Origin of the sequence: Sporosarcina jiandibaonis (assembly GCF_013184495.1) — a bacterium.
Lineage (GTDB): Bacteria > Bacillota > Bacilli > Bacillales_A > Planococcaceae > Sporosarcina > Sporosarcina jiandibaonis.
Window position 1 is genome coordinate 1,278,456 of the sequence record NZ_JAAOIY010000001.1, and the last position, 17,670, is coordinate 1,296,125.

Below are 17,670 nucleotides of genomic sequence, written 5' to 3' on the forward strand. Positions count from 1 at the left end.
GATTTTCTTCCTTCCTTAACGAACTTAATTTGTATGGAGAAACTTATAATCCGAAATAACGCTTCGAATTTTCATAACAAATATCCGTTACATACTGCTCAAGTAGTGCCATATCTTTTGGTACTTTATGTTCTTCAACCCATGTTCCGAATAGATTACAAAGTATTCTTCTGAAATATTCATGTCTCGGGAATGAAAGGAAACTTCTTGAGTCAGTTAACATACCAACGAAATTACTAATTAGGCCGATATTCGCAAGCATTTTCATCTGTTCTTCCATACCGTCAATTGTATCATTAAACCACCAAGCTGTGCCAAATTGAACTTTTCCAGCAATTTCAGAACTTTGATAATTTCCGGCCATTGACGCAAGCACGTTATTATCATTTGCGTTTAAGCTATAAAGAATTGTTTTTGGCAGCTTATCTTTACTTTCAAGGGCATCTAAGAAGTTCGACACTTTATTGGCAATTAAGACATCACCGATTGAATCGAATCCAGTATCCGGGCCTAGAATCTTGAACATTCTCGAGTTGTTATTTCTAAGCGCACTTAGATGTAGTTGCATTGCCCAACCTTTTTCGGCATACAATTCACCCAATGTCAGCAAAGTAAACGTCTTATACTGTTCGATTTCTTTCGAATTTAAAGCTTCTCCATTTAAACGCTTTTGGAATATAGCTGCAGCTTCTGCTTTCGTCGCTTCTTCAAAAAACATGACGTCAATTCCGTGGTCAGAAGCACGGCAACCATGTTCATCAAAATAATCGACACGACTTGCTAACGCATCTAGTAATTGGTCGTATGTTTCAATCGAAGAATTTGTTACTTGACCAAGTTTCTCGAGCCAGCCAATAAATTCTTCACGCTCAAGATTTAGTCCTTTATCTGGCCGGAATGAAGGCGATACTGTAATTTCAAAGCCTTCATCATGTAAAGCCTTGTGACTCGCCAAATCATCTGTCGGGTCATCCGTGGTTCCTAAAAATTCTACTTTATCTTTTTTAAGCAATGATCTGATGGACATATCTTTTGTCGCTAATTTTTTATTCGCTTCTTCCCAAATTGCAGGAGCCGTCTTTTCATTGAGAAGTTCATCAATACCGAAATAATGTTTCAGTTCTAAATGCGTCCAGTGATACAATGGATTGCCGAATGTTTTCGGAACTGTTTTGGACCACTCTAAAAACTTTTCATAATCACTTTTATCACCTGTAATGAAGGACTCATCGACACCGTTCGCGCGCATCGCTCTCCATTTATAGTGGTCCCCGCCTAACCAGATTTCGGATAGATTCGTGAAGTTTTTATCCTCCAGAATTTCCTTTTGATTTAAATGGTTGTGATAATCGATAATTGGTAAATCTTTGGCCGTACCATGAAACAACTCTTTCGCAGTATCATTGTACAACAGAAAATCATCAGTGATAAAAGTTTTCATAATTACCAACCCTTCAATTTTTATTTATGTAAAATTATAGATAACAACGTTGTTAGAGTTATTTATTTAGTTTGTTTGTCAAACAAACAGATTAACTCTCTATTGTCTATCTTAAATGTAAACGCTTTACTTTTCAAGTCCATTTAAAGAGAGAGTTTAGAATCGCATGATATTTCATTGGATTTGGATAGGATTTATTTGAGGTAATTATTTGCATGCATTCAAAAGGGCTTTCCTTGCACTCCGAGTGGGTTTGCTTCCAGTTGAAGGTGTTTTGCTTGCAAGTCCGGACTATTCACCCATATGAAAGACATATAAAAACCAAGTACTTCATTATACAAGTACTCGGTATTATATAATTCGTTGATTTCACTCTGCTGATAGAGTTATTTAGTGCCGCTGGAAAGGCCGAAACTTTAAAAAGCCTATTATAATTAAAACGATTACTTAATTATCAGCAGCCTGCTTAGGTTTATAATTAATCGCAATAAATCCAGCAGCGACAAGCACTAATGCCGCGATGACGAGTAGCGTTAGATTTTCTCCCGGAATAAACAGCGCTGACAAAATAGCGCCTGAAACGGGTGTTGCAAATTTGTAAATGCTGATCTCTCCGGCTTTATTATATTTCAAAATGGAATACCACAATGCAAATGCAACCGCAGAAAGAAGAGCGGAATAGATGAATAATCCCCAGCCCAATGGCGTAAATGTCATTGCATTTTCCCTTAGCTGCGGCAATCCAACGACTAGCATGAGCACTGAACCGATCGTTAATTGCCAACCTGTCAAAGCAAAAGGATGAATACCGACTGCCATTTCCTTCGCCATAATCGTTCCGACTGCTCCAGTTAATGCCGCCAAGATCATATAACCTTCACCCGTCATTTGAAAACTCACTTGAAATCCTGCGCCCCAATTGGCGACGATAATGCCTGCGAATCCGGCGACTAAACCAATTGTCTTTTGCCAATTCATCCGATCATTTACATAGAAGTAATGCGCCAACATCACCGTGAAAAATGTGCCGCTTGAGGCAAGAATCGCGCCTTTCATACCCGTAGTTTTAGCAAGGCCATTATAAAAGAAAAAGTATTGCAATGCGGTTTGCGTCAAACCGAAGACAATCAATATAGGAATTTGTTTTCGTGAAACAAATAACGCTTTTCGGTTAATGAAAAATAAGCCGACTAACAAGATCAATCCAGCCAATAAAAATCGCATGCCCGCAAACACTACTTTGGCTATCGTGTCTTCCGGAACCATTTGCAATTCCTCATAACTTACCTTCAATACGGGGAATGCACTCCCCCATAAAATCGAACAAAAAATGGCGATTGTAATGACTGACCATTTCTTCGTTAAATACTTCTTCATGCTAAACATCTCCTGAGTTGTTGAACAAAATCACAAACTTAATACTATCATCATTCCCGTTATCTGAGCAAAAAGAGCGTTTCTTGTTGAACTTTTCAAAAACTTCACGTACACTTAACTTAATTAAATTAATTTATTAAGTTCTATAGGAGGCATTACAATTGAAAAATCCCGACTTGCTTTATAAATTTCAAATCATTTTTGACACACCAACTACACCACGAACATTTTTTGCACCTGGAAGGATTAATCTGATTGGTGAACATACGGACTATAATGGCGGGCATGTCTTCCCTGCTTCCATTTCATTCGGCACCTATGCCCTTGCCCAAGATCGTGATGATCAAAAGTTGCGCTTTTACTCTTTAAACTTCCCTGACATCGGGATTATTGAATGTGATTTACGCAACCTCGATTATAACGATACACATAATTGGGCGAACTTCCCCAAAGGGATGATTAAGTTTATTCGGGAAAGCGGCTTTAACATAACTGCTGGAATGGATATTTTGTTCTATGGAAACATTCCAAACGGTGCCGGACTCTCTTCTTCGTCTTCAATTGAAATGGTTACTGGCGTTGTACTTGAAGGCTTATTCGACTTGGAAATCGACCGCATGAAGATGATTCAACTCGGTCAAAAAGTCGAAAACGATTATATTGGTGTCAATAGCGGGATTATGGACCAATTCGCGATCGGGAAAGGTAAAAAAGATCATGCCATCCTATTAAATAGCCAAACGCTCGAATATCAATACGCGCCAATCACACTCGAAAATCATGTAATCATCATTATTAATACCAATAAACAACGGACACTGGCAGGCTCAAAATACAATGAACGCCGCGCCCAATGTGAACAAGCATTAGCAGATTTGCAAACTGAGCTTCCAATTAAAAGTCTAGGCGATCTAACCAAAGAACAATTCGAACAGCACAAACACTTGATCAAAAATGACATCAACCAAAAACGTGCAAAACATGCAGTTTATGAAAATCAGCGAACGATCGAAGCCGCTAAAAAATTAGAACTTGGCGACCTTGATGCTTTTGGCAAATTAATGAACGAATCTCATATGTCGCTTCAAGTTGACTATGAAGTTACGGGACTTGAACTAGATACCATCGTTAGTGCTGCTTGGGAGCAACCAGGTGTCATCGGCGCACGCATGACTGGCGCAGGTTTTGGCGGTTGTGCCATCGCAATCGTCGAAAAAGACCAAATCGACAAGTTTAAAAACAATCTAGATAATATCTACAATGAGAAAATCGGTTACGCACCATCTTTTTACATCGCAACAATTGGTAACGGAGCAAGAGAAATTTCAGAGGAGTGTGCGAAATGAGTATATTAGTTCTAGGCGGGGCTGGATACATCGGTTCTCATGCCGTTTATCAGCTCATCGACCAAAAATTTGACGTCATTATTATTGATAATCTTCAAACCGGCAATCGAAAAGCGATCCATCCTGACGCTACATTTTACGAAGGCGATATTCGCGACATCAAATTTATGCGCGACGTCTTTAATAAAGAATCGATTGATTCTGTCGTTCATTTTGCTGCAAATTCACTTGTTGGCGAATCAATGGAAAAACCTCTAGAGTACTTCGATAACAATGTTTACGGTACTCAGGTTTTATTAGAAGTGATGAAAGAATTTGGCGTTAAGAAAATTGTCTTTTCATCAACGGCCGCAACATATGGGGAACCGGGTACGATACCAATCACTGAAGAAGTCAAGACTAACCCAACGAATGCCTACGGTGAAACGAAATTAGCGATGGAGAAAATGATGAAATGGTGTGAGCAAGCATACGGAATTCAGTATGTTTCCTTACGATATTTCAACGTTGCGGGAGCTCGGGAAACTGCTGAAATCGGTGAAGATCATCGCCCAGAAACGCACTTAGTGCCTATCATATTAGAAGTTGCACTCGGGAAACGTCCTCATATTACCGTATTCGGTGATGATTATGATACGCCAGACGGCACTTGCATTCGCGACTATGTCCATGTCGAAGACCTTATCAATGCGCATCTTTTAGCACTTGACTATTTAAACAATGGCGGAAAAAGCGATATTTTCAACCTTGGAAGCAACCAAGGATTTTCCGTTAAAGAAATGATTGATGCCGCACGGAAAGTGACCGGAAAAGAAATCCCCGAAAAATCAGGAGAACGCCGCGCGGGAGATCCAAGCACGCTAGTCGCGAGTTCCGAAAAAGCTTCAACCGTACTAGGTTGGAAACCGACTCGGACTTCTGTCGAAACAATTATCCAAGATGCATGGAACTGGCATGTTGCTAATCCAAACGGCTATGAAAAGGATGTGGACTAATGATTTACGAACATATTAGTGGTTTGATTCAAAAAGGAATCGATACTAAGTTAATCGAAGAAGCAGATCAGATTTACGTACGTAACCAGGTACTTGCCCTGCTCAACCTGGAATCTTTTCCTGAAACAAATAAAAACAAGACAGAAGATACAATCCCAAATATACTCGAAAAAATTATTGCTTACGCAGTTGAAAATAATATGATCGAGAATGTTTTTGATGATAAAGAAATCCTTTCGGCAAATATTATGAATTGCTTCGTGGCAAGGCCTTCCGTTATTAACAGCACGTTTCAAAAGAAATATGAAAAGTCCCCGCAAGAAGCAACAGACTATTTTTACGAATTAAGTAAAAACAGCAACTATATTCAGATGAACCGCATTCAGAAAAACATTCATTTTAAAGCCGAAACAATCTACGGTGAAATGGATATTACAATAAATATGTCAAAACCTGAAAAAGATCCCGAACAAATTAAACGGGAACTCGAATTGAAAAGCGATATAAATTACCCGAAATGTCTATTATGCATTGAAAACGAAGGCTATGAAGGACGGACAGCCTATCCGGCGAGAGCGAATCACCGCATCGTCGAAATTCCGCTCGTTAATGAAAGATGGTACTTGCAATATTCACCTTACGTTTATTATAACGAGCATAGCATCGTGCTATCCGGCGAGCACCGGAATATGAAGATCAGCAAAGATTCTTTCGAACGATTGCTGGCATTCATAGAAAAATTCCCGCATTACTTTATTGGCTCGAATGCTGATTTACCAATCGTCGGCGGGTCCATTTTAAGTCATGACCATTATCAAGCAGGAAGATACGAATTTCCGATGACTCGAGCAAAAAATGCATTTTCATTTCACTTCGAAAGGTTTCCGAACATAAATGCCGCAGTATTGGATTGGCCATTATCAACAATTCGACTTCAAAGCGACGACATCCAGACTTTGGTTGATGCTGCAGATTATGTCCTGACGTCATGGAAAGGTTATAGTGACGAAGATGCCGCCATTCTTGCATTTAGTGGCGACACTCCGCATAATACGATCACGCCAATTGCTCGGATGCGGGACGGATTATTTGAGCTCGATCTAGTCTTACGAAACAACCGAACAACCGATGAGCACCCGCTTGGAATTTTCCATCCTCATGAAGATGTTCATCATATCAAGAAAGAAAACATCGGGCTGATCGAAGTAATGGGACTCGCGGTATTACCCGCACGCCTAAAGGATGAACTGGAGGAAATCAAGAAAGACTTATTAGGCCAACCTAGTGAAGTAGCTCCTTATCATAGCGATTGGGTCGATCAGATGAAAAATACCTACGGTGAATTATCTAGTATGGAAGAAATTGAATCGATCATAGAAAAAGAACTTGGAAATAAGTTCGCGAGAGTCTTGAAAGATGCAGGTGTTTTTAAGAAAAAAACTGATTATGAAAGATTTATCGACAGATTAAATGAATAGGTGGCCAATGAGATGAAAATAGAAATAGAAAAAACTAAGAACGGTTGGCAACACTATAAAATAACGAATGACAACGGCATGCGCGTCAGTCTTTTGAACTTCGGCGGAATCATCACTGAAATTCTCGTTCCCAATCGAAAGGGACGATTTGAAAATGTCGTACTCGGCTTTAAAAACATAGCCGATTATGAGCAAAATCCGAATTACTTCGGCGCGATTGTTGGTCGTGTTGCAGGAAGAATTCAAGACGCAACTTTTACTCTTAATGATGAAACCTATTCTTTGGAATCAAATGAAGGAAGCCACCATTTACACGGAGGACCAGGTGGCTTTCATCAAGTCATTTGGGACGTTGCCACTTTCCAAACAGCCGACACAGTTGGCGTGAAGTTAACGCATTCCAGTGAAGATGGCGTCGGCGGATATCCTGGTAATTTGAATGCGACGGTGACTTATACGTTGACGAATCACAATGAACTCATCATTGATTATTCCGCCACGACAGATAAAACAACAGCATTAACGATGACCAATCATTCGTATTTCAATTTGAGCGGCAATTTAGCTGAAACTATCCAAAATCATATCGTTACAATGGACAGTGACGAGTTTGTCGAACTTGACGAGGAATTGATTCCGACGGGGAAAAAGATCGATGTGACCGATACGCCATTTGATTTTCGTCATGGTCGAAAAATCTCTGATGGGATTCATTCCACTTACGAGCAAAATCTCATTGCAACGAATGGTTATGATCATTATTTTCTTTTCAACCAAAACGATGACGAGAAAATTCGTGTAAAGGATCAAACGAGCGGTCGAATTATGACTGTTAAAACGAATCAACCAGGCGTAGTTATGTACACATCAACTAATCTTGATGAAGGTCTTGAGCTAGCTGAAAGGAAATCTGAAAGATATTTAGGTGTCTGCTTTGAAACCCAGGGTTCCCCTGCCTCCTTGCACCATGAAGGTTTTCCATCAGTCATCCTGAAGGCAGATGAAACATATGAAAAACAAACCGTATTTTCATTTAAAATAGAAGACTAAAGGAGAATTCTTTCATGCGACAAGGTACCTTTCAATGGATGAAATCAGTGAATAAATCCATTATTTTAAATAAAATACGGACTGATGCCCCGATTTCTAGAGCGCAGATTGCAAAAGAAACAAAACTGACACCCCCTACAGTGAGTAGTAACGTGAAAGAATTGATTGAACAAGGGATTGTTAAAGAAAGTGAGCTCGGAGAATCGCAAGGTGGCCGAAAGCCGACGATGCTTCTAATTGATAACTCAGCGTTTTCGATTGTCGGTGTGGATATCGGTCCGGATATGATTGAATGCGTCTTGGCAGATTTATCAGGGAAAATTCATAATAGGGCTTCTCGTAAGTTGAAGCTCCCGATTACCAATAGCCAGTTCCTCGCGATACTCAAGGAATGTATTCATGCTTGTATAGAGGGCTCCCCTTCATCAAACAATACAATTATCGGAATCGGCGTCGCGATGCATGGCGTTGTGGAAGTTGAAACCGGAACATCGCTTGTTGCACCAATTTTAGGATTGAAAAATATTCCGATTAAAGATGAATTGGAGAAGGAATTCGACTTAGATGTGAAGGTTGAAAATGACGCGCGCGCTATCGCATTAGGAGAATCTTGGTTTGGGAATCACGGTCCAGTAGAAAGCATGCTAGTCGTCAATATCGGCAGAGGTGTCGGAGCTGGACTTGTGATGAACGGGAACTTGTATCATGGATCACATGATATCGCCGGAGAAGTCGGCCATATGACGATCGATTTGCAAGGTGACGTTTGCGAATGCGGCAACCCCGGATGCTTGCAAACCTTTATCACCGGCCCCGCCATTGCGAGACGCGCGCAAAAATTTATAACTAAGAATCAACATGATTTATCCGGAGAACAAATTTACGAATTAGCGTTGAGCGGCGATGAAGAGATCGCCTCGGTATTTAAGGAAACAGGTGAAATTATTGGAGTTGGCTTAACAAATCTAATCCATATTATAAACCCTGAAAAGATCGTTCTTAGCGGCGGCGTAACAAAATCCGAGAAACTGATTTTACCAGAGATTCGTAAGACAATAGAAAACCGCGCACTAACGCCAAAGGCTAAACAAACAGCCATATCGATTTCAAAGCTTGGTGATGACGCGACACTCAAAGGTGCAGTTGCTTTACTTTTAGTGGATTTATTTGATCCAATATAAGATTTAAGCTAAATAGACCGTACAAAGAATTCTCTCTGAAATTCGCTACGGCGCTGGTGGATGCCTCCCGCAAGAAGCCTGATAGAAAACCACTATCAGTCTTCTTGCTCCGGCTACCACTGGTAAGGCGCCTACGCTGATTTTTCTTGGTAGATCGTTGACGTTTCTTTTATTGGAGATTTAATTTAGATAATATCTAACTAAGAATTTTCTATTCATATGCATTCAGTGCATATGAATTTTTGCATTGGAAAGATGGAACTGAATAACTCACTCCGTATAGTAAAATTAGTTGATTGTAGTGTAGGGCGGCGACTCCCGCGGAATCAGCGGAACAGGTGAGACCCCACAGGTAGCGAAGCGAACGAGGAGGAGGGAAAGATTGAACTGTATCTTTCCGCACTTGTCCGTCCGCCCGCAGGAAAGCGCCGCCCGGAACGTAAATCAACGGCTCATATAAAAAACGAGTACTTAAATATTGAACTTTTCAAGTACTCCCTATATTAACCCTTAACTGAACCCGCCAACAATCCCCTAACAAAATACTTACCAAGAAAAATATAAACAATCAACGTAGGCAACGCGGCAAGTAATGCGCCGGCCATTTGGACGTTCCACTGCACAATCTGACTCCCTGACAAGTTTTGCAACGCGACCATAACCGGCTGCTTATCCCCTGTCGTAATCGTTACAGCAAACAGGAATTCATTCCAAATATTCGTGAACTGCCATATGGCTACGACAACAAAACCGGTAATCGACAAAGGTATTATAATATTCTTAAACACACCTAAAAAGTTTGCGCCGTCGATTTGAGCTGACTCAATCATCTCATCCGGAATGCTCGCATAAAAATTCCGGAACATGAGCGTCGTGATCGGGAGTCCATAAACAACATGAACAAGCACTAACCCTGGAATCGTATTATACAGTTCGATATTCCGCAAAAATTGAATCATCGGGATTAAAATACTTTGATAAGGAATAAACATCCCAAATAAAATGAACGTAAAGATGATGTCGGACCCTTTGAACTTCCACTTCGATAAAATATACCCATTCATCGCACCCAACAAAGCGGATAGCAATGTTGCTGGAATGACCAAGTACAAACTATTTAACAGATTCGGCTTTAAACTTTCAAACGCCATCATATAGGAACTAAAGTCAATCGCTGTCGGCAAAGTCCACATCTGTGAAAGCGAAACCTGATCAAGCGGTTTAATACTCGTCACGATAATTACATAAACCGGCGTTAAAAAAAGAAGAGATACAAGCAGTAATAATCCATATTTTACAACGCTTCCAATTCGTAATGTCACCATCATCTCTCACCCTTTCTACTATTCCATAAATAAGGGACAATAAATACGGCGACTAACAGTAACATGATAATTGCAATCGCGGCGCCATTCGCATAATAGTTTCCTCTAAACGTCGTTTCAAACATATACAATCCAGGCACATCCGTGACAAAGTTAGCACCAGATCCTGTCATCGCATAGATTAAATCAAATATTTTCAACGAGATATGCGCCATAATAATGACAACACTCATCGTAATCGGCATAAGAATCGGTAAAACAATCTTCCGGTAAACTTGGAACTCGCTAGCTCCATCCATCCTTGCGGCTTCCCGCAATTCTTCATCAATCCCGCGCAATCCCGCTAAATACATCGCCAATGAAAAACCAGTCATTTGCCAAACAGCAGCGACAACGACTGCGATAATCGCAACGGGTAAACCGAACTCAATACTTCCCCATTTAAATCCAGCTAAAATTGTCGTGTCTGTATACCATTTAGGTTCAATCCCAAAATGGATTAAAAACTTGTTGAACCCAGTTGATGGGTGCAATAACCACTGCCATACAACCCCAGTAACGATAAAAGACAATGCCATCGGGAATAAAAAGATATTTCTAAAGATGGACTCGCCTTTTAGTTTTTGATCCAATAAAATCGCTAATCCTAGGCCCAGTACAATTACAGCGCCAATAAAAAGAATTGTGAAGAATAAAGTGTTACGCAAGTCTGCTTGAAAACGGAAATCATTGAACAAATAAAAATAGTTTTTCAACCCTGCAAATGAGAAATCCGGAACAATCGTATTGTAATTACTTAACGAAAGATATCCCGTCCAACTTATAAATCCGTAAACAAAAACTAAAATTAAAATAACAGACGGAAGTAAAAAAGCGATTGCCGTTAGATGATCATTCGATAATTTTCTTTTCCTGCGTACAGGTATATCTTTCTCCAAGTTAAACCCTCCTCAGTTTGAGGTTGCTATGTATCCATGAAAAGAGAAGGGGCTGCCAATAGAAGGCCGCCCCGTATTTATTACATATCAGGTGCTGCATTTTGCAAAGCATCGATAAAGTTATCGACATCTCTTTGCGTTACAAAAATATTGACGGCTTGATTCGCTTTCGTCACAAAACCTTCAGATGCTGCCGAACCGTGTGCAAGACTCGGAAATAGGTTAGCAGTCTTGAAATCTTCAATTGTATCTTTCCCATAATCATCATACTTTGATGGATCCGCATCAATTCTTGCTGGAATCGATCCTTTTAACGGGTTAAATGCATCTTGACCTTCAACCGAACCAAGAACCGTTAAAAATTGCTTCGTAGCCTCAACATTTTCAACTCCCTTTGGCAGACCGAATGTATCCGTGATGACAGCAAAATCACCATCAGTGCCTGGGAATGCAAAGTAACCAAAGTCTTCATTGGTTACTAGTTTTAAGTCATTTACGAAATAACCTTTCGCCCAGTCGCCCATGTTAAGCATCGCAGCTTCTCCTTCAGCGACTAGCTGTGCGGAGTCTTGCCAGTTACGTGAAGCATGATCGTCATTGACATAATCAAGGATTTTTCCAAACTTCTCGGCTGCACTGACTACTCTGCTATCCGTGAATTCAATTTCACCTGAAAATAATTTAATATAATCCGCTGTTCCTAATTCGGCAGCAAGCAGGTTTTCAAAAATTTGCGTAGCTTCCCAAGTCTCTTTGTCTCCCAATGCTAATGGCGTAACGCCAGCGTCTTTTAATTTCTCAGCTACAGTGAAAAATTCATCCAATGTTGTCGGCACTTCAATTCCGTGTTTTTCAAAAACCTCCATGTTATAGAACATGACGTTTCCGCGGTGAATATTTACAGGTACCGAATAGATATTGCCTTCATTACTAACTAAGTCAATCAACGCTTCCGGAAATTTATCCATCCAATCATTTTCTTTATACAAATCATTTAGTGGAGCCATCTTATCTGCGGCAACCCAACTTTTGTTCAACTCTTCCCCGCCATGCACTTGGAACGTTGAAGGCGGATCATTCCCTTGCATTCTCGTCGCTAGAACTGCTTTCGCGTTAGTTCCAGCACCCCCAGCAACCGCCGCATTTTTAACTTCGATATCCGGGTGGAGCTCGTTAAATAAATCGATCAATGCCAAAAGCCCATCCTCTTCACCGGCACCAGTCCACCAACTAAAGATTTCAACTGCACCGTCTGCATTTTCTCCGCCTTTTTCAGGCTTTTTTCCAGAATCGGAATCTGAACTGCAGGCAGAGATGACAAGTACGAGTGCTAATACTAAGAATCCAAGTATTTTTTTCACTATTTTTCCCCCTTCAATTGATAACGCTTACACTCCTTATAGTAAAACAATTCAAACATTGAATGGGAATGAATACCTGTATTATTTTACGTTTACCTTCACTTTTCAAAGATACTGTCTTGAAAATGCTTTGGCGAAGCATGGTAATACCTTTTAAACACTCGGCTAAAGTAGTTCGGATTTTTGTAACCGACCATGAAACTAATCTCTTTTAAGGAATATATATTTTCACCTATTAATTCCTTGGCTCGTTCCATTCTGATTTTCGTTAAAAACTCGATATAAGTTTCGCCAAACTCTTCTTTGAATAAATTAGAAAAGTAATTTGGACTCAAACTCACCAATTCCGCAATATCTTCAAGCGAAATAGCCTCTCCATAATGCGCCATGATATATTCTTTCGCAATTGTCATCGACTGTTTAGACTGGTAGTATTCAATCACTTTATTACAACAGATATTTATATAAATCAACCAATCTTCGTTTGACTGCAAAGTCGAGATGGATACTTTTGCAATTGAAATGTTTTTCTTTGTGAGCATAGTTTGAATTGCAATGTATAAATTTTCTTTATCAACCATGGTGAAATGAAGTTCGTTTTCTTTGAAAATCGTAATGGCATCCTCACGCTTTCCCTTTTCAATCTCCTGAACAATTCTTGAAACAATATTTTGATGTTGTTGATCATCTTCTTGCGGGAATCCATAATTGCATTTCTTTTCAGTTTTAAGTTGAAAACTTGCTGCATAAGCTTCCCGGTAAGACGTCGAGAAATTTTCAAGTGAGTCGGTAATATGCCCGATTCCGATAAAAACCTCATCCCCGAGCTCTAATTGCAGTTTTCGAGCAACTAGTAACTGACCCGCTTTTTTCACCTCGTCATTTACAAACACCCCGACAGTGAAAACATTGTTTTCCTTATAAACGATGAACGAATCCTCTACATGCTTCCCGATTATTTCAGCAATCAGCTTTTCTTCCCGCCTATTATCGAAGGTAATCACAAAAAAGTAACCCGATTTCATTTGCGGGTATAATTGGCTTTGCAATTCGAATGCATCTGTCGGAATGGGCTGTTTCATCAGCTTTCGAATAAAACTTTCATTCAAGAGGCGCTCAGACTGACGTTTCTCCTCTTCCATTTTCGCTTCATGCAAAATCTCTTTTTTCAGCCGATAAAGCGCCGAAATTATTTCTTCCTTTTTTCCAGGCTTTAAAATATAATCTTTAATTCCAAATTGCATCGCTTGCTTCGCATAATCGAACGTGTCATAAGCCGAAACTAATATGAATTTGGTCTTTGGCCACATCACATGGATTTTTTCAATCGCTTCTAAACCATTGATACCTGGCATCTTAATATCCATAAAAATAATATCGGGTCTCAATTCTTTTGCTAACTCGATCGCTTTTCGTCCATTAACAGCTTCGCCAACGACTTCCATATCCCTAAAATTATCTTGGATGAATTTCTTCATCGCTTTTCTCTCCAGCAGTTCATCTTCAGCAATCAAGATTCTCATTGGATAACCCCCTCGCTAATTTTAGGCAAAGTCAACCGGATCGTTGTCCATTGTCCTTTTTCGGATTCAATTTCAACGACATTATCCTTTTTATAAAAAAGTTGCAATCGCCGAATGACATTCGTTACCCCAATGCCTGTTGAATGCCCTACATGCTCATCTCTGACCGTAGACAAGGATAACAAACGTTCAATTTTTTCATTATCAATGCCCTCTCCATCATCGCTCACTTCAATGACGACTGATTCTTCCGTCTGTTCAATCCGCAATGAAATAACGCCGCCTTCTTCACGTTCTTCAATCCCATGAATAAATGCATTTTCAACTAATGGTTGAAGGGTCAAGCGCGGAATTTCAATACCAAGGGCTGTCTCATCAATTTTCATGATGAATTGAATCCTCTCTGAAAAGCGGGTTTGTTGAATCCTGAAATAATCTTGAACGATATTCACTTCATCTTTCAATGTAACTTGATCATCGATTTCGCCTAAGCTATGCCGCAGTAATGCAGCCACTGAGTCGATTAATCTTGATGTCGAATTCGCATCTTCCAAATAAGCCATTTTCGAAATGGTATTTAAGGTATTAAACAAAAAATGTGGATTGATTTGATTTTGCAAATGCTTTAATTCCATTTCTTTAAGCAATTGATCGAGTTCCGACTGGTCTTTGATTTCTTTCACCAATTCATGAATATTGGAACGCATATTATTAAACGCATCCCCGAGTACCCGCAGCTCATCATTCGATTGAATTTCCACAGCTTCTCCCAGTAAATCCCCCTTAGCGACTTCCTTTGCGGCGTGGGATAACTTATGAAGCGGGCTTGTAATTCCCGTTGAAAACCAAATAGCAAAAAAGATTGCTAGAGCGATTGTCGTTAAAAATAAAAAGATGATGAAAGTTATAAAATGCCCATTTCTTTCTTGCAAATCCTTGTAATAAGCTTGATAGGCCGTCAATTCGACATCGATTAATTCAAGCGCAGACTCTTGAATATAACCCGAAGCCAATCTTACTTCTTCCAGATGATTCGTATAGTGCTCAATATCTTCTTTCAAAACGAATCCGACCGTAAGTTCACTTTCATGTATAAATGTTTCGACTAGATTGATATAATTTTTGATTTTGATGTTTTCATTAAGTGCATAGAGAGTTCTTAAATTCTCTTTCTCGGCAGTCAGTTCATCTTTTTTCTCAAAATAATTGGTCGCATTTTCATCTTCGGGCTCAATCACATAGATTCTTGTAAGCGCGTATAGTTCATCTGACTTTTGAGAGATTGAATTTAACAATAAAAACCGTTGAAAACTTTCATTATACTTATTGGTTAATTCATTGGAACTGACGAAAATGGAAATTGCCGTCACTTGAAACAAGATGACAAATACGAAAAAATACATTAATAACTTCCCGCGAATTGTTTTCATTTTGGATCACCAGGTCTTAATCCATCGACATCATCTTTATCGATAATTTTTGTTCGAGTGAAGACTTCGGTATTCAAAACGTCATTCTCTTGTAATTCAATCATCACTTCAATCGCCTTGTAACCCATTTCCTCCGGATACTGCGCAATCGTCGCATCAATTTTCCCTTTTTGAATGTACATTAAAGTCTCCGGCAAGACGTCGAAAGCAGTAATATAGACATCTTTATTCGGCGCGATTTCCTGTAATCCTTCAACCATGCCAATTCCATCAAGGGCGCTTGTCCCAACGAGAGCATTGATGGAAGGAAACTCTTTCAATAAGGAATAAGTCGCTTGCGCGGCGCCAATTTGAGTGATGTTGGATTCTTTTCTGCCGACAATCTGAATCCGGTCAGTTGTTTTAATCGCATCTTTAAAGCCTTCAATTCTTTCTTGTTGGTTTATCGCATCAAAGCGCCCCATGACAATGCCTACGTATTGTTCGCCCGTCGTGTTTTCAATAATGGCTCTTCCGGCAAGCTGCCCTGCATAATAATTATCCGTCCCGACGTAAGCCTTCCGAACACTGCTTTTCACATCCGTATCAACGGTGATAATCGGGATTCCCCGCTCAACGCCTTTAAATACCAAGTCGACAAATTGTTGACCTTCCACGCCTTGCGTTATGATGCCGTCCACTTTGGCAGAAATCATTCGATCTAATAGTTTGAGTAGCTGGTCATTATCAGCTTTTGGAGGTCCTAAATATTCCAAGTAAATCTCATTTTCTGCAGCAGCCTTCAATGCGCCTCGCTCAACGAGCCGCCAATATTCATTATCAATTTCTTCAGCGATCAAGACGAAATGATGGGCATATTCTTTAGAAGAAACGGACTCCTTTTCAATATAAAAAGTTTTATAGCCATAATAGATCATCCCTAAGAAACTAATCAGAAAAATTGTAAGGCCGATGCTATAAAGGATTCTTTTTGTAGACTTCCTCATTCGTTCACCAACTTTTTTTGATAAATTAATTCTAAATTTTTTTATACAAATTAATCTAGGTCCCAAATTTGTTTATCCAAATAAGGTCCCTAATTTGCTTACTCAAATTAGGGACCTAGTGGACTATGATAGTTTTACTTGATTGCCAGTTTTAATGGATTCCATACAAGCATCAATCACGCGCATATTATTGACGGTATTCACAAAATCATGCTTTACATGGTCTTGCCCATCTAAAATAGCCGCAGATAGATGTTCGATTTGATTGCGGTATTGATCATCATTTAATGTTTCTGTTCGTGAAATCCCATTCGTTTCAACGATTATTAATCCATCGCCGCCGTTTTTATCTGGGCGATATGCTCTTGGAACAGTTATGGTGCCTTCGGTGCCGAACACCTTATATTCATTGCGCGCAGCTAGGTTAAAACTACAGTCGAATGTTGCGCGCACGCCGTCTTGAAATGTTAAATAACCGACAGCGTCTGTATCGATATGGAATTCCGGATCCATAACTGCATGGACATGGACTGTTCCAGGTTCAGCGCCTAAAATATTTCGGAGTGAATGAATGGCATAACAGCCGACATCATAAATGCTGCCCCCTCCCGTTTCATCGCTCATTTTTATTGAGGTTTTTCGGCGCTCTTCATCCAAATAAAACGAAAAACCCGCTTGCATATAAGAAACATCACCAATTTCACCTGAATCGATTATTTCTTTAACACGCGCGTGCTGAGGGTGGAAATAAAACATGAATGCTTCCATGAATAAAACACCGTTTTCGTTACAAGCCTTCTCCATTTCAAGAACTTCATCAACACTAATGGCCGCCGGTTTTTCACATAAAATATGTTTGCCTTTTTTCGCTGCCGCGATAACCCATTTCTTATGTAAATGATTCGGCAGTGGAATATACACTGCATCGATGTCAGGATCATCTAGTAATTTTTCATAGCTGTCATATGTCTTTTCAATTCCAAAACGCTTTGCCACTTCAATTGCCTTATCAATACGGCTACCTGTCGCGATTGCTGTTACTAGAGCGTTATTCGATCTCAGAAATGCAGGAATTTGCTCTTTTTGCGCGATGCCTGCGGTGCTTAAAACTCCCCAGCGAACTTTTTTCATATGTACTCCTCCAATTATTTATATTGTCTAATTATATCACAGAATATAAATATCCAATATTTTACTTGTTAATTTCCTGTATAATACTTATTACAACACTTATCTTTA

The 17,670-nt window shown here is 39.7% G+C and carries 14 protein-coding genes; 5 read left to right on the plus strand and 9 right to left on the minus strand.

Going from position 1 to position 17,670, the window contains the following annotated elements:
* Positions 1-43: 43 nt before the first annotated feature.
* Complete coding sequence (uxaC, locus tag G8782_RS06440; protein ID WP_172370039.1) at positions 44-1,441, minus strand: glucuronate isomerase; 1,398 nt, start codon at positions 1,439-1,441, stop codon at positions 44-46.
* A gap of 447 nt (positions 1,442-1,888) precedes the next feature.
* Positions 1,889-2,818, minus strand: coding sequence for a DMT family transporter (locus G8782_RS06445; RefSeq protein WP_172370040.1), 930 nt, complete (start codon positions 2,816-2,818; stop codon positions 1,889-1,891).
* Between the two features lie 161 nt (positions 2,819-2,979).
* On the opposite strand from G8782_RS06445, the gene G8782_RS06450 reads away from it, so the two are divergent.
* Genes G8782_RS06450 through G8782_RS06470 form a run of 5 tightly spaced genes read left to right on the plus strand, consistent with a single transcriptional unit; the run spans position 2,980 to position 8,868 of the window.
* On the plus strand, positions 2,980-4,164 hold the full coding sequence (locus G8782_RS06450) for a galactokinase (RefSeq protein WP_246231555.1): 1,185 nt from the start codon (positions 2,980-2,982) through the stop codon (positions 4,162-4,164).
* A complete protein-coding gene (gene galE, locus G8782_RS06455) occupies positions 4,161-5,159 on the plus strand; it encodes a UDP-glucose 4-epimerase GalE (protein WP_172370041.1) in 999 nt (332 codons plus the stop codon). Before G8782_RS06450 ends, galE begins: the two co-directional genes overlap by 4 nt.
* Positions 5,159-6,637: a UDP-glucose--hexose-1-phosphate uridylyltransferase gene (galT, locus tag G8782_RS06460; protein WP_172370042.1), complete on the plus strand. Its 1,479-nt coding sequence runs from the start codon at positions 5,159-5,161 to the stop codon at positions 6,635-6,637. Before galE ends, galT begins: the two co-directional genes overlap by 1 nt.
* A gap of 12 nt (positions 6,638-6,649) precedes the next feature.
* Positions 6,650-7,687: an aldose epimerase family protein gene (locus tag G8782_RS06465; RefSeq protein ID WP_172370043.1), complete on the plus strand. Its 1,038-nt coding sequence runs from the start codon at positions 6,650-6,652 to the stop codon at positions 7,685-7,687.
* A 14-nt stretch (positions 7,688-7,701) separates the two neighbouring features.
* Complete coding sequence (locus tag G8782_RS06470; RefSeq protein WP_172370044.1) at positions 7,702-8,868, plus strand: ROK family transcriptional regulator; 1,167 nt, start codon at positions 7,702-7,704, stop codon at positions 8,866-8,868.
* Positions 8,869-9,371: 503 nt separating this feature from the next.
* Here G8782_RS06470 and G8782_RS06475 read toward each other — a convergent pair.
* From G8782_RS06475 to G8782_RS06505, 7 genes are all read right to left on the minus strand, one after another.
* A complete protein-coding gene (locus G8782_RS06475; protein ID WP_172370045.1) occupies positions 9,372-10,193 on the minus strand; it encodes a carbohydrate ABC transporter permease in 822 nt (273 codons plus the stop codon).
* A complete protein-coding gene (locus G8782_RS06480; RefSeq protein WP_172370046.1) occupies positions 10,193-11,131 on the minus strand; it encodes a carbohydrate ABC transporter permease in 939 nt (312 codons plus the stop codon). The genes G8782_RS06475 and G8782_RS06480 overlap by 1 nt, the downstream gene beginning before the upstream one ends.
* A gap of 80 nt (positions 11,132-11,211) precedes the next feature.
* Positions 11,212-12,495 (minus strand): ABC transporter substrate-binding protein, encoded by a 1,284-nt coding sequence (locus tag G8782_RS06485; RefSeq protein ID WP_425505480.1) that lies wholly within the window; start codon positions 12,493-12,495, stop codon positions 11,212-11,214.
* A gap of 95 nt (positions 12,496-12,590) precedes the next feature.
* Positions 12,591-14,015, minus strand: coding sequence for a response regulator (locus tag G8782_RS06490; RefSeq protein WP_172370048.1), 1,425 nt, complete (start codon positions 14,013-14,015; stop codon positions 12,591-12,593).
* Positions 14,012-15,445, minus strand: coding sequence for a sensor histidine kinase (locus G8782_RS06495; RefSeq protein WP_172370049.1), 1,434 nt, complete (start codon positions 15,443-15,445; stop codon positions 14,012-14,014). The genes G8782_RS06490 and G8782_RS06495 overlap by 4 nt, the downstream gene beginning before the upstream one ends.
* Positions 15,442-16,431: a sugar-binding protein gene (locus G8782_RS06500; protein WP_172370050.1), complete on the minus strand. Its 990-nt coding sequence runs from the start codon at positions 16,429-16,431 to the stop codon at positions 15,442-15,444. The genes G8782_RS06495 and G8782_RS06500 overlap by 4 nt, the downstream gene beginning before the upstream one ends.
* Before the next feature lie 123 nt (positions 16,432-16,554).
* Complete coding sequence (locus G8782_RS06505) at positions 16,555-17,562, minus strand: Gfo/Idh/MocA family protein (RefSeq protein ID WP_172370051.1); 1,008 nt, start codon at positions 17,560-17,562, stop codon at positions 16,555-16,557.
* Positions 17,563-17,670: the final 108 nt, after the last annotated feature.